The sequence below is a fragment of the Hyphomicrobium sp. genome, assembly GCF_047600905.1.
In the GTDB taxonomy this organism is placed as follows: domain Bacteria; phylum Pseudomonadota; class Alphaproteobacteria; order Rhizobiales; family Hyphomicrobiaceae; genus Hyphomicrobium_B.
Window position 1 is genome coordinate 690,545 of the sequence record NZ_JASGKD010000001.1, and the last position, 14,241, is coordinate 704,785.

Below are 14,241 nucleotides of genomic sequence, written 5' to 3' on the forward strand. Positions count from 1 at the left end.
TCGATCCTTAGATTTTCATCCCCCTTCAATGATGTTTCGGACTCCTGACCGACTGTCCCTCGGTGCTCACTCCCATTCCCTTTTCGGGAGGCATGTGTATCTCGCTGCTTTCGAACAAGGCCTCGATTTCCGCCAAGCGCGCCCTCGCGTCCTTGCTGTAAACGCCGACGAGCTCAATCATGCGATCGAGCTTTCCCTTCATGCGCGAGGCAAGATCCGGGTTTCGTGCGAGCATCGCCGGAATGGCGTTGACAGCCGAACGCTCGTCGATGAGCAGCATCAAAAACTGCTCGCGAAGTATCTTTTTAAATGCAGAGAGCTTGACGCCCCGGCCCGTCTCTTCGCGCATTCTCCTCAGAAGATTGAAGCCGCGTTCGTCGACCACACCGTCCGGCATGCGAATATAAAGAAGCGCGCGAATGACGGCCTCGCGAGGATCTCCGTCAGGAATTCTCGATTTGAGCTCTGAGATTTTCTGCTCGACGAGCGTGCGGTGCATGGCATCGTCACCGGGACGAGGAGAGGAAGCGATGTCCGATGCCCGCAATCCGACGAGCGCTTGCAAAAGCGGTGAACCATAGACAGCGTGAAACCAAGCCGCGATCGCATTGTCGCGGCTGTCGCGATAAGCATCGAGCGAAGCGGTGATCCAATCGCTCCATTGTTGCTGCAATTTCCAGAAGGTGTTGTCCGTGGAGATCGGCTGACGGAAGCTATGCGACCACTCTGTGCTGGACAAAAAGGGTTGAAGGAACGGGTTTGCGCTGGAGAAGAGCTCATACTGCATCCTGAGCGGATGAAGCTTGCGCAATGCCTCAGCTGTACTCTCGTTCGTCCAAGCGCGGACCCACGGCTGCATGAACGTGCGATAAAGGCCGAGATTGATCTCCGAAATCCGCGCAACGGTTGCGAACTCGCGGTCATCGGCTTCGCTATTGGCACCGAGAGCGCGAATGTCATCCAAATTTCGCTGTTCAAACCGCAGTAGGTAATTGCCGGTGACGAATTCGGCGGCAGGATCAGTCGGATCTTTTGGCGTTAATACGGCTTCGTATAGCCCTGGCGGCAACACATCGATGAGGTCGATGTTGCTGGCGAATTGATCGTGTTCCTTTTTGGCGACCGACCCAGAGACAAAGATGCCGAGGTGCCCGATAGATTCGTGCACCGAATATACAATCGTTTGTCCGTGGGCCCTGATGTCATCGACAGTGCTGTAGAGATCCAGGACCCAATCGAGAGCTTGCTGCGGCGGCGTAATGTTATCTGCCTTGGAGCAGAAGACGACAATGGGTGTACGTATATTTCTAAGATCGAGCCGCGCGCCGTCCAAAAAGGTCATTTGCGCCGAGGAGAGTTTGTTTCCTACGAAAAGCTGGTCGGCGATGTATTGCATCTCTTCGGCGTTAAGAAGCACATGGCCACCCCACCAGTCTTCGAATTCAAGATAGCGCGGAGCTTCGGTGTCGATCTTGGCATAGAGATTATAATGCTTGCTCCACAGTGTATTCGAAGGATTGAGGTTTTCGAAGTTCGAGACGAGCCAGGCGCCATCGAACTTGCCGTTTCCGGCATCACCGAGCAGCGCCGTGAGCCAAGTGCCACCCAGCACGCCACCAGTGTAGCGCATGGGATTTTGTTTCGGTGCACCGGCCCAATAGGATAGCGGCGAGCCCGCGATGATGATCGGACCAAAGAGTTCCGGCCGTGCGGCCGCCAGCATCATGACAGCCCAGCCCGCCTGGCAGTTTCCAATAACGGCCGGCTTGCCTTCCGCCTCCGGGTGAAGATCGATGACGTGCTGCAGAAAGACCGCTTCTGCGCGAGCAACGTCCTCAATGGTTTGACCTGGAACAGGCTGAGGCAAGAATCCGATGAAGTAACAGGGATGCCCGGCCTTCATGGCCACGCCAATCTCGCTCATCGGCTTGAAGCCGCCGATGCCCGGCCCGTGCCCTGCGCGCGGATCAACGACGACGAAAGGTCGTTTGTATTTGTCTGGCCGCTGACCGTCTGGAGGTACAATGCGCACGAGCGCATAATTTACCGGTTTGGACAGCTTGCGGCCGTCAACCTCGAGCTCCCATCCAAATTTTAAAACGTTCGGCGCGGTCTTGGATTGATGCTCGTGATAATGAGTACTTCTTTGATTAAGGACGTCCAGAAATAAGATACTCCGCTGCCAGGCATCGATCGAATATTCCCATGCATCGTGGGCCAAATCGAACGGCGTCAAGACGCGCGCTTGGCTTGTCGCAACAGCTGCAGACGAATTGTCGGACATTAGCGGCAACTCACGAAAACGTTCCGCCTGTTTACCAGCAGGGTCACGATATTCCGATAATGAAGAAAATCAAGGTTAGAAAACTATGATGCGTGCGGAGCTTCCTGCCGACAACTGAGCGGCACATAATTGGACGAAGATCAAAAGGGTTCGCAACAGCACAGCCCGCCTATTGCAGTAGAATGCTGTCAGCGTACCATGTTTTGAGGCGCATGGCCGGTCCACATTTTGGGGCCTTGGATGACCGTTGATCCCACAGCAGGAGACACACACGAGCGCCAGGTCTTGCGCCCGAAATTGTCGGCCGATCAAGGGATCTTAGCACGTTGGCTTCCGGGGTTGGACGCGTGGAAGGATTATCAGCGTAGCTGGGCCCAGCATGATGTCGTGGCGGGCTTGGTTTTAGCGACGATGCTTGTGCCGGTTGGCATTGCCTATGCCGTTGCATCCGGTTTGCCAGGAATTTACGGACTTTACGCGACGATTGTACCGCTGATCGTCTATGCCATTTTTGGTCCGAGCCGCATTCTCGTGCTTGGCCCGGATTCTTCCCTCGCCGCCGTGATCCTTGCTGTCGTGTTGCCGTTATCGGGCGGTGATCCGATGCGGGCCGTGACGCTCGCGGGAGCAATGGCGGTCGTGTCCGGTGCCGTCTGCGTCGCGGCAGGTTTGGCGCGATTGGGCTTCGTCACCGAGCTTCTGTCGAAACCTATCCGCTACGGCTATATGAACGGCATCGCCCTGACAGTATTGCTCAGCCAAGTGCCAAAACTTCTTGGGTTTTCTATTGAAAGCCAGGGCCCACTGCGGGACATCGTTGCTATCGCTAGAGGTGTCGCGAGTGGCAAAACGAATTGGACAGCGTTTGCAATCGGAGCAGCAACGCTGGCTGTCATCTTGCTTCTCAAGCGCAGCAAGGCTGTTCCCGGAATCTTGATTGCGGTGATAGGGGCGACCGCAGTCGTTGGCACGCTAGGATTGGCGGAGAGCGCCGGAGTTTCTGTCCTTGGACCGTTACCACACGGATTGCCGTCGTTTCGGATCCCTTGGATTTCTACTGCCGAACTCACGACGGTTCTGTCGGGCGGTCTGGCTGTTGCTTTGATCTCCTTCGCGGACACGAGCGTTCTTTCGCGCGCGTACGCTGCACGAACAAGGACATACGTCGATCCCAATCAGGAACTCGTTGGCCTAGGAGCGGCCAATCTCGCAGCCGGGTTCTTTCAAGGCTTCCCGATCAGCAGCAGCTCGTCGCGCACGCCGGTCGCGGAAGCCGCCGGCGCGAAAACCCAAATGACGGGCGTCGTCGGCGCACTGACAGTTGCTTTGCTCATCGTCGCCGCGCCCAACCTGCTGCAAAACTTGCCCACGAGTGCGCTTGCCGCCGTTGTTATCGCGTCGGCTATCGATCTGTTTGAAATCCAGGATCTTATGCGCATCTACCGCGTGCAAAAGTGGGAATTCTGGCTTTCCGTCGTATGCTTTGCGGGCGTCGCCGTGTTTGGCGCAATTCAAGGGATCGCGCTCGCGGTTATTATCGCCCTGGTGCAATTCCTTTGGGACGCCTGGCGACCGCATTATGCCGTTCTCGGACGTGCGGAAGGCGTCAAGGGATATCACGACATCAGCCGATACCCGGATGCACGTCGTATTCCTGGGCTTGTGCTATTCCGCTGGGACGCACCGCTCTTTTTCGCGAACGCTGAGTTGTTCCAGGAGTGTGTGATTACTGCGGTGGAAAATGCGCCGACTCGGGTGCGATGGGTCGTCGTCGCCTCAGAACCCATAACGAATGTCGACGTTACCGCCGCCGACGTGGCCGTCGAACTGATCCATGCACTTAGGCAATCAGGCATTGTACTGTGCTTTGCCGAGCTGAAAGACCCAGTCAAAGACAAGTTCAAACGCTTCGGGCTCGAGGAGCAACTTGGCCGACACGCCTTTTTCCCGACGATTGGTGCGGCGGTCGGAGCCTATCTTGAAGAAAACCCTGTCGATTGGGTCGATTGGGAAGACAGAACCCCATAGCGAGCGCAGCCTCAGGAGCAGGAAATGTTGAACTGGCTGCTGTGCTTCGCCCCCATCGCCGTGGCGCTCGAGTATCTTGCCCCCGGCCACCACACACTCATATTTCTTGCGTCAGCTCTCGGCATTCTGCCGCTGGCTGCGTGGCTCGGCCGGGCGACCGAACAACTCGCCGATCGCGCCGGCGAAGGCGTGGGCGGCCTCCTGAATGCAACGTTCGGCAATGCGGCGGAACTCATCATCGCCCTCGCTGCCTTGCGTGCCGGATTGCACGATATCGTAAAAGCCACCATCGTCGGTTCGATCGTTGGAAATATCCTTCTCGTGCTGGGCGCTGCTATGTTGGCCGGAGGTCTGCGCCACCGCGAACAGAACTTCAACGCTGCGGGGGCGCGCGCGCAGGCAACCATGCTGACGCTAGCGGCCGTAGCGCTCATCATTCCCGCTGCTTACGGCGCGCTCGTCGGCGAACGCTACAGCGGAGGCGAAAGCACGCTTAGCGTTGCTATTTCGATCGTGCTTCTCGTCCTCTATGGACTGTTTCTCGTATTTTCCCTGCGGACTCATCCTAACTTCTTTCTGGCTTCGACCGCACAAAACACCGACCAACACAGCCAAAGCTGGCCGCTTGGCCAAGCAGTTGGCGTGCTTGCGGCATGTACGGCGGCGATTGCGTGGCTGAGTGAAATCCTGGTCGGGGCCATCGAGCCGACGGCACATGCTTTCGGTTTCAGCGATCTTTTCGTGGGTGTGTTCGTCGTTGCCATTCTTGGCAATGCCGCAGAGCACGCGACTGCAGTCACAGCCGCCCTGAAAAACCGTATGGATCTCAGCTTGTCGATCGCCACCGGATCGAGTGTTCAAGTCGCATTGTTCGTCGCACCCGTTCTCGTGCTGGCGAGCTTTTTTATCGGACCCAATCCCATGGACCTGTTGTTCGGTAGGGGACTGGTGCTCGCGGTGTTCTTGGCGGTGGTCATAACGGGACAAGTCGCGGGTGACGGCCGGTCGGATTGGTTGAAGGGCGTCCAACTTTTAACCGTCTATCTGATACTCGGGATTGCTTTCTTCCTGACACCACAAGTCTAGTTCACGCCGCGCCGCAATACCGAATTTAACCGATAGTCCGTATTCTGATCTTCCTAACGCAGGAAATATCGGCGAAACTAATAGCTCGGTTGCGAGTGGTGACGTCGGGGCGCGCAGTCAGTTGAGGTGGTGAAATGGAAGATAGCAAGAGTGCTCCCGCTTCCGTGATCAAAGACGAGCGCCCCCCAGCCAAGCTCAAACTGAAGCGCAAGGATTACGAGCGCGAACTTAAACGGCTGCATACAGAACTCGTTAAATTGCAAGAATGGGTTCGCCACGAACAAAAAAAGATTTGTGTCGTATTCGAAGGCCGGGATGGCGCCGGGAAGGGCGGCACGATTAAAGCCATAACGGCAAGGGTCAGTCCGCGCGTCTTTCGCGTTGTTGCGCTCCCCGCACCGACTGAGCGCGAAAAGTCTCAAATGTATATTCAGCGGTATCTTCCGCACCTTCCGGCAGGTGGCGAGATCGTGATCTTTGATCGCAGCTGGTACAATCGTGCGGGCGTTGAGCGCGTCATGGGCTTTTGCTCGGAAAAACAGGTCGAACGCTTTCTAAGAATTGTGCCTTCGGTCGAAAAAGCCATCATCGATTCCGGCATTATTTTGATCAAGTATTGGCTCGAGGTCAGCCCGGACGAGCAAACGCGCCGGCTTGAAGCGCGCATCGATGATGGCCGCAAGATCTGGAAGCTGTCGAACATGGATTTGAAGTCCTACACTCGCTGGGACGACTATACGCACGCGCGTGACGAAATGTTTGCGACGACGGATACGGCGTGGGCGCCCTGGCACGTGGCGCGCTCCGATGACAAGAGGAAAGCACGGCTCAATATTATCGAGCACTTCCTCAGTCTCATTCCATACGAGGAGATCAAGCGCGACAAGGTCAAACTGCCGAAGAGGGACGTCAGCAAACCCAAGAAGCACGAATCTTCATCGTTCAAAGTGGTTCCCGAACGACATTGATGAAATGAGTCGAATTTCGGATCAGCAGAGTAGCATCCATGCATCGGGCATCGCGCTCCCAATCATCGCATTCGGCATCATTGTAATTGGATTGATCTATGGCCGGCCGTTCTTATTGCCTTTGGCTTTGGCGATATTTCTGTGCAACATCATGGAGGCGATGGTTCAAGGTTTCTCGAGCGTCAAGCTATGGGATTTTCGAGTGCCGCGATGGCTTGCCACCCTGCTGGGATTGGCGACCGTCGGCTTAGGCGTCTATCTGATATTCACCGTTTTACTCGGCCAAGTTGATGCAATAAACGCGACGTTGCCTCGTTATTTGAGCCGTTTTCAGACGATTGCCGGCAATCTCACCGAATGGCTTGGTCCGGACCGATCTGCAAGAGTGAGATCAGCTATCGCAGGGATCGACGTCATGGGAAGGCTGCCGACGCTCATTGCCTCGACCCAGTCAATGATCATCACTGTGCTTCTCATCATCGCGTACGTTGCGTTCTTATTCGTCGAACGCGAGCACGTAGGAACGAAGATTGCGGCTATGTTTTCGGACCCGCGTCAGGCGGCCAATGTGAGCAAGCTTCTCGAGGAGATCTCCCATAGTGTTCGGCGCTATATTTGGTTCAAGACAATCGTCAGTGTTTTAACCGGCGTTGCGTGCTACGCGGTATTACGGTTCGAGGGCGTCGACTTCGCCGAGACCTGGGCACTCCTCATCTTTATTTTAAATTACATACCCAACATCGGCTCGATCATCGCCGTTGCATTCCCCTGTCTATTAGCTCTGGTGCAATTTGATTCTCTGAAGCCGTTCCTTGTCCTCGTCATCAGCCTCACCGCTATTCAAGTCGCAATCGGCAGCGTTCTCGAACCCATGCTGATGGGTAAGGGCCTTAATATGAGCCCGTTCGCGATCATTCTTTCCCTCTCCTTTTGGGGCCTGATTTGGGGAATCGTCGGAATGTTTCTGAGCGTTCCCATTCTTGTAATTATCATGATTGTTTGCGCCCACGTTCCGAGCTGGCGCTGGATCGCCGTTGCATTATCACGGGATGGCAGTGTGACAGCTTGAGCATCGTGCACTGCAATCGAACTCATCGCGTGTGACTGGACGAACGTCAACATTTTAATCCGATAACGGAGTGACCGAAAACTTTCTTGCGACTATTATTCGACTTTGCGTTCGACCCGCGATGGTTAGCGGCAGCCGGCATTCGGCGGCGTCAAACTGTGTTTGGAGTCCGAAATGCGCATTTCTACATTCATTCTCACTGCGCTCTTCATAGCGCCTACCCCAGGATTTTCCGAACCGACAGATACGCCAAAAATTTCGGTGGGCGTTGTTCGTGCTGAACTTAAGCCGGTTTCCAATGCTCTCGATTTCGTTGGCCGGGTCGAGGCAATCGAACGGGTTGACGTGCGCGCGCGCGTAACGGGCTTTTTAGACGCGATCGACTTCAAGGAAGGGGAGACGGTAGCCGCTGGCGCGCCTCTCTTTCGAATTGAAGACGGTCTTTTCAAAGCGGCGGTCGGCGAGGCCGAAGGCGCACTAGAGCGCAGCAAATCCGCGAAAGTTCTGGCCGAGGTCCAGCTCGATCGCGCAAAGGACCTGTTCGAGCGAAATGTCGGGACTGCGGTCGCTCGCGATCAAGCTATTGCCGCAGATGAACAAGCCAAAGGCACGATACTGGTCAACGAAGCCAGCCTGCAGACGGCAAAGATCAATCTCGGATACACTGTCATCACAGCACCGATCGCCGGAAAGATCGGGCGGTCGGCCGTTACGAAGGGAAATGTCGTTGGACCGGACACGGGGCCGCTGACCGTTATCGTCAGCCAGGATCCGATGTATGTGACGTTTCCTGTAAGCCAGCGCGAATTCCTGCGGTTCCAGAAAAGTGGTCAAGCTTTGGATGTAACGAAGCTCAAGGCGACGCTTCGATTTGCCGATCTCAGCACCTACGACCAGACTGGCACCATCAACTTCGTCGATGTAACCGTCAATAAATCGACCGATACCGTCCTTGTGCGCGCGAGTTTCCCCAATCCCAATGGCGCTCTTATCGATGGACAATTCGTGCGCGTAGGCGTCGAGACGGGGACACCGCAAGATAAAGTTATTGTTCCGCAGGCGGCGCTCATCGCCGATCAGGAAGGCGTCTACGTCTTTGTTGTTGATGATGGGAAGGCCGCAATTCGAAGAATCAAGACCGGAGGAGATTTCGGAAACGGCGTCGTCGTCAAAGATGGACTTTCCGGAGGTGAACAGGTCATCGTCGAAGGACTGCAGGGCGTTCGGCCCGGAGTTCCGGTGATCGCAACGCCGGTGCCCTCCACAACCGATCGGAGCTGAGAGATGCTCTCAGCCATTTTTGTCGACCGGCCGAGACTCGCAATTGTCATCGCAATCGTCACTACAATTGCGGGCGCTCTTGCGCTCTATGCGATACCCCTCGCGCAGTATCCTGACATCGTACCGCCCCAGGTTCAGGTGACGACAACCTATCCGGGCGCGAATTCGGGCGTCGTCGATGCGACGGTGGCGCAGCCGATCGAGGCGCAGGTCGTCGGCGTCGACAAGATGATCTACATGAAGAGCGTCAGCGGCGACGACGGCAGCTATACGCTCATTTGCTCGTTCGAACTCGGCACTAACCCGGACATCAATACCGTCAACGTCAACAACAGAGTACAGGTTGCGCTGTCGAGCCTGCCGCCCGAAGTGCAGCGGCAGGGCGTGTCGGTGAAGAAAAAATCCTCGGCGTTGTTGGGCGTCATCGCGCTGTACTCGCCGAAACATACTTACGATCCGCTCTTCCTCTCCAATTACGTGACGATCAACCTTCTCGATCAGATCAAGAGCACGCCGGGCGTTGGCGACGCGACGTTATGGGGCCCCCAAGATTACGCAATGCGCGCCTGGATCCGAACGGACCGGCTGATGGGTCTCAATTTGACGACCGGGGACATCATCAACGCGATCCAAGCACAAAATATTCAAGCAGCAGTCGGACGCATCGGCGCACGCCCGATATCGAACGAGCAGCAGCTCCAGCTCAATCTTCAAACCAAGGGGCGCCTCAACACAGTCGCCGATTTCGAAAAGATTATCCTCCGAACAAATCCTGACGGATCCGTACTCCGTCTCGGAGATGTTGCCCGTCTCGAGCTCGGTGCGGCCAATCTGGACCGAGAGACGCTTTTCAATGGCGGCCCGGCAGCGGTCATCGCCATCTATCAGGCTCCTGGTGCGAACGCCATTGCGACGTTGAAAGAGGTCAAGGCCAAGCTCGAGGCAGCAGAAAAGCGATTTCCGGCAGATCTTGCTTGGAAGGTAACCTACGATCCGACGGAGTTCGTCACCGACACGATTCACGAAGTCCAGAAGACGCTTATCGAAGCATTCGTTCTCGTCGTTCTTGTCGTCTATCTCTTCCTTGGTAGCGTTCGCGCGACGCTGATCCCAACTCTCGCCGTGCCGGTCAGCCTTATCGGCACCTTCATCGTCCTGTTGGCTATAGGTTATTCGGCGAATACCGTTTCGTTGCTTGCGATCGTCTTGGCGATCGGCATCGTGGTCGACGATGCCATTGTCGTGGTGGAGAATGTCGAACGCGTCATGGAGGAACGGCCCGAGCTGTCGCCAGCCGAGGCGACCAAACTCGCCATGCAAGAGATTACCGCGCCGATCATCGCCATTACGCTCGTTCTTCTTTCCGTCTTTGTACCCGTGGCGTTCATTCCCGGAATTTCAGGAGAACTGTTTCGCCAATTCGCGGTGACGATTGCAGTTTCGATGTTCCTTTCCGCGATCAACGCGCTGACGCTTTCGCCGGCCTTGTGTGGCATTTTCCTGAAATCGCATCATGGACCGCGCCGAGGTCTTATCGGCGTGGTTATGAGGAGCATCGATTACATCCGAGACGCCTATGGCGCCGCAGTCGCACGCATGCTGCGCTTCTCGCTCATTGGCCTGGCGCTGGTGGCGATTTCCGGTGTCGGAATCTATGCGCTATCAAAGGTCACGCCGACCGGCTTCCTGCCCGAAGACGATCAGGGCGCGCTGTTCGTCATCGCGCAGCTTCCCGGAGGCGCATCCGTCGTACGCACCACAAACGTTGTGAAGCAGGCCGAGGAAATTCTGAAGGCTGAGTTTGCCGTTCAGGATGTTACCTCAGTCATCGGCCTCAATTTCATCGACAACTATTCGCAGGCCAATGGCGCTTTCATGGTCGTGACGCTCAAGCCGTTCGCAGAGCGAAAGGATCGTTCGCAAGGTGTCAATGCACTCATCGCTCGGCTCGGACCAAAGTTTCGCGCGATCTCAGGAGGAACCGTCGTACCGTTGGCGCCTCCGCCGATCATCGGTCTCGGATCGGGCGGCGGCTTCGCGTACGTCCTCAAAGATCTACGCGGTGGCGATCCAAAAGCCTTGGCACAGGTGCTGCGCGGCCTTCTCGTCGCTGCCAACGAGGATCCGAAGCTGTCGCGCGTCTTCAGCACATATTCCGCGACGAACCCTTCAATCTATCTCGATATCGATCGCGATAAGGTGCAGGTTCTTGGTGTGAAGCTCAGCGACGTCTTTCAAGCTTTGCAGGCGTCGCTCGGCGGATATTTTGTCAACAATATGAATCTTTTTGGTCGGACGTGGCAGGTGCAGGTTCAGGCCGATGCCGCCGATCGCACAAGAGTGGACGATATTTTCCGGATCAATGTGCGAAACGAGAAAGGCGAGATGATTGCGTTGCGCAGCTTGGTGGAGGTGCGTCCGGTCATCGGGCCTTCTGCGATCATTCGCTATAACAATCTTAGAGCCGTGACGGTTCAAGGCAGTCCGGCGACTGGCGTATCCTCAGGTCAAGCTCTGAATGCGATGGAAGCCGTCGCCGCGCGCACGCTGCCCGACGGGTACGCAGGCGAATGGACGGACACTGCTTTTCAGGAAAAGCGCGCCGAGGGCAAAACGGCGATCATCTTGGGATTTGCGCTGCTCTTTGCCTATCTCTTCCTCGTCGCGCTCTATGAAAGCTGGACCATCCCTGTCCCCGTCCTGCTGTCGGTCAGCGTCGGCGTGTTCGGGGCATTCGCAGCCATCGTGATGGGCGGCCTCACGCTCGATCTCTACGGCCAAATCGGCATGGTCGTGCTGATCGGTCTTGCTGCTAAGAACGGCATTCTCATCGTCGAGTTCGCCAAGGAGCAGCGTGAGCGCGGAGTGGAATTGCACGAGGCCGCGACTGAAGGCAGCCGGTTGCGATTCCGACCGGTGATGATGACATCGTTTGCCTTCATCCTCGGTTTGCTTCCGCTTGTCGTCGCGGTCGGCGCTGCCGAGCTTGCGCGTCGAAATGTCGGTACGCCGGTGTTCGGCGGAATGATTTTTGCGTCATTCATCGGGATTTTCGCAATTCCGCCGCTTTACGTAACGTTCCAGGCTCTCCGAGAACGACTGCGACCGTCCGTCCGGCCGAGCGCCAAAGTGATGCCGACGCACCAGCGGCCTGAAGTGTCCGAAGGTTAGAAATGAGAGGCGATGTGGCGCGACGAGTGGGCTTCCGCGGCAGGCGTACACTTTTCAGAGCCTGTTTTCGTCCAACGAGCGGACATTTTTGAAAGGTTCTTCTCGGCTCCCACAGAAGATCGACCAACGTCGACTTATGATGCTGTGGACGGCATCCATCACTTGGCCCAAAGACCGGTATGGTTTTTTGAGATCTGAGATGGAGGAAGTCAGATGCTGCAGCCAGTCACAGTCGGCCTCGATATCGCTAAGACGTTTTCCACGCCTATGGCGTCGATGCCCATGGCGAAAAGATAAGCAGGTTCGTTTGGCGGGAAGCTGGAGCCGTTCGACCTAGGCTTGGGGGGGCGCATTCGGAGGGGCGCCGAAAAGATCGACAATCCACTGCGTCGACGGATTGGCCTCGCATAGAGCGAGAAAGGCTATGACGATCGGAACGCCGATAAAGGCTCCGGGGATGCCCCAGAGAAACGTCCAGAAGAAGACTGAAAATAAAACGATGATCGGCGAAATCGATAGCGCATTGCCGACGAAGCGCGGCTCGAGATAACTTCCGACCACGAATTGAATGACGTTGAGACAAGCGAAAATCGCAATCGCCATTGGCCACAATTCGAATTGTGCCACGGCGAACACGGTAGGAAATACGGTCGCGATGAAGGGCCCGATGAACGGGATGAAGTTCAACGCAAACGCTATGACGCCCCATTCGAAGGCGAGCGGAAGTCCGGCGAGCCATGCAAATCCCCAGACCAGTAGGCCGGTTATGGCGCTCATCTGGGTTCGCACAAGCATATACCGCTGAAGCCTTGCGGCGCCGTTCGAGCCGCCGACTAGCAGAACCTTACCCAGGTTTCCGTGCCGCCACGCGCGGAGTTTGGCTCTGACGTCGTCGACCTCAAGCAGGCCGAGCAGCACATAAACAAAGACTACAATCAGAAAGCTGATGGCTGTGTTGAGGCGAGACGTGACCTCCTGCGCGAGGCGGAGCAACTGATCGACGTTGAAATAACTGGACCAGATTCCGGCAATCTCGATTCCGTGACTCTGCAGCCACGCGGCCATCGAACCATAAAGCGCTTGCAAGCGGGCGACGTCGCTGACGACGAAGCGGCCCACGCGACCAGCAGCCCAAGCCAACAGTAGCGCGAAGGTAGATATGACAACGACTATGGCCGTGGTCGTCAGAGCCAGCGCGATCAGCCTCGGCATTCGGTTCTGCAGGAAGTTCTGCAGGGGCCATGTGACTGCAATGATAAAGAGTGCGAAAGCGAGAGGCGCGAAAACGCGTTCTGCTTGGAAAAGTGCCACGCCCAAAAGAACGGCGGTACAGGCCGCCAACATGGCAGTCATCACGCGAAGCATGTTGGTCGGAGGAAAGCGTTGAGGGGCGTCCACTTTGAAAACTTTCAGCCTAGCGGCGGCTCCGGTCAAGCTCCGGCCGGGCGATTTCGCGCTTTGCGTTCCGTTAGTTGGTAAAGGAGCGGTTTGGAAGGGCGTCTGACCGCGTTATTGATTAGCGCATTCGAAAGGATGAAGTCGATACCGATCTCGTCTTGCGCGTTCGGCATTTTATTCGAATGGTGTTAGGTTGGATGCGGCCTTCCGGCATTCGCCTGATCGTACCGCCGTTTCAAATAGCGGGCGATCTCGTCGATCCTGAAATTTCTTCGCAACCTTATCGTCGACTGAACAAAGATCACGCTTGCCCGGAAAGTCCGCCGACGGATTGGGCGCGAAAAGGCCTATGAACTCTGGCTTAGATCAAGCTCAATCGTTGAACCGGTCATTGATGCGCTAAGTCGCGCTCGCAATTCCAAGAAATCCGTTTCTGCGTCAGCAGTGGATGCTGTGAAGCTCGGTTAAAGCAGAGAGAAATCGACGGCTTGTCACTGACATTCCGAAAAATTCAGCTACCATCTTGCGGGGCTATCGGCCGTTGTTTGCGGCCGTCGGCCTCTAGATGACCGGCTCGGGGACACTTGGGGGAAACAGCCTGTAACCAAGGAGTCAGAAAAATGAGAACCATAATCGGAACGGTCTTCGCAGGTTTTCTACTTAGTGCGGCGCTGACACCAGCAATTGCCGACGATCAGTCTCCTTCGGATCCCACGCGTCACACGATGGGTGACGAGGGCAAGCTTCCTGCAACAAATAGTGTAACGACACGTGTTCCAGAGATGGGCGCCGGAACGGGAGCAAGCAGTGGCACCACCGGCTCGCATACGATGGGCGATGAAGGCAAGCTTCCGGCAACCGGCAACGTAGGTACACGTGTCCAGGAGCAAGGCGCCGGAACGCAAAACCAGCAGTAGTCCCCTCTCGGGCTGAATGAAATCGATCGGCCATCGGTG

Annotated in this window: 9 protein-coding genes; 7 read left to right on the forward strand and 2 right to left on the reverse strand. The window is 56.2% G+C overall.

What is annotated here, in order from left to right; all coding sequences use genetic code 11:
* Window positions 1-25: 25 nt before the first annotated feature.
* Window positions 26-2,284 carry a DUF3141 domain-containing protein gene (locus QM780_RS03530; RefSeq protein WP_415069109.1) on the reverse strand — a complete coding sequence of 753 codons (2,259 nt, stop codon included), beginning with the start codon at window positions 2,282-2,284 and terminating at the stop codon, window positions 26-28.
* A 240-nt stretch (window positions 2,285-2,524) separates the two neighbouring features.
* On the opposite strand from QM780_RS03530, the gene QM780_RS03535 reads away from it, so the two are divergent.
* The 6 genes from QM780_RS03535 to QM780_RS03560 all read left to right on the forward strand — a co-directional run bounded on the left by QM780_RS03535 (window position 2,525) and on the right by QM780_RS03560 (window position 11,887).
* The gene (locus tag QM780_RS03535; protein WP_415069110.1) at window positions 2,525-4,312 is read left to right on the forward strand and encodes a SulP family inorganic anion transporter; all 1,788 of its coding nucleotides are present in this window, start codon (window positions 2,525-2,527) and stop codon (window positions 4,310-4,312) included.
* Window positions 4,313-4,336: 24 nt separating this feature from the next.
* Window positions 4,337-5,398 (forward strand): calcium/proton exchanger, encoded by a 1,062-nt coding sequence (cax, locus tag QM780_RS03540; protein ID WP_415069111.1) that lies wholly within the window; start codon window positions 4,337-4,339, stop codon window positions 5,396-5,398.
* A gap of 134 nt (window positions 5,399-5,532) precedes the next feature.
* Window positions 5,533-6,366 (forward strand): polyphosphate kinase 2, encoded by an 834-nt coding sequence (ppk2, locus tag QM780_RS03545; protein ID WP_415069112.1) that lies wholly within the window; start codon window positions 5,533-5,535, stop codon window positions 6,364-6,366.
* Between the two features lie 4 nt (window positions 6,367-6,370).
* Window positions 6,371-7,435, forward strand: a complete 1,065-nt coding sequence (locus tag QM780_RS03550) for an AI-2E family transporter (protein ID WP_415069113.1) — start codon at window positions 6,371-6,373, stop codon at window positions 7,433-7,435.
* A 174-nt stretch (window positions 7,436-7,609) separates the two neighbouring features.
* On the forward strand, window positions 7,610-8,716 hold the full coding sequence (locus QM780_RS03555) for an efflux RND transporter periplasmic adaptor subunit (RefSeq protein WP_415069114.1): 1,107 nt from the start codon (window positions 7,610-7,612) through the stop codon (window positions 8,714-8,716).
* 3 nt (window positions 8,717-8,719) lie between these two features.
* Entirely contained in the window at window positions 8,720-11,887 is a 3,168-nt protein-coding gene (locus QM780_RS03560; protein ID WP_415069115.1) for an efflux RND transporter permease subunit, read from the forward strand.
* Window positions 11,888-12,220: 333 nt separating this feature from the next.
* Here the strand turns inward: QM780_RS03560 and QM780_RS03565 are convergent, their stop codons facing one another.
* Window positions 12,221-13,285 (reverse strand): AI-2E family transporter, encoded by a 1,065-nt coding sequence (locus QM780_RS03565; protein ID WP_415069116.1) that lies wholly within the window; start codon window positions 13,283-13,285, stop codon window positions 12,221-12,223.
* 620 nt (window positions 13,286-13,905) lie between these two features.
* On the opposite strand from QM780_RS03565, the gene QM780_RS03570 reads away from it, so the two are divergent.
* Complete coding sequence (locus tag QM780_RS03570; protein WP_415069117.1) at window positions 13,906-14,202, forward strand: hypothetical protein; 297 nt, start codon at window positions 13,906-13,908, stop codon at window positions 14,200-14,202.
* The last annotated feature ends 39 nt before the right edge of the window (window positions 14,203-14,241 follow it).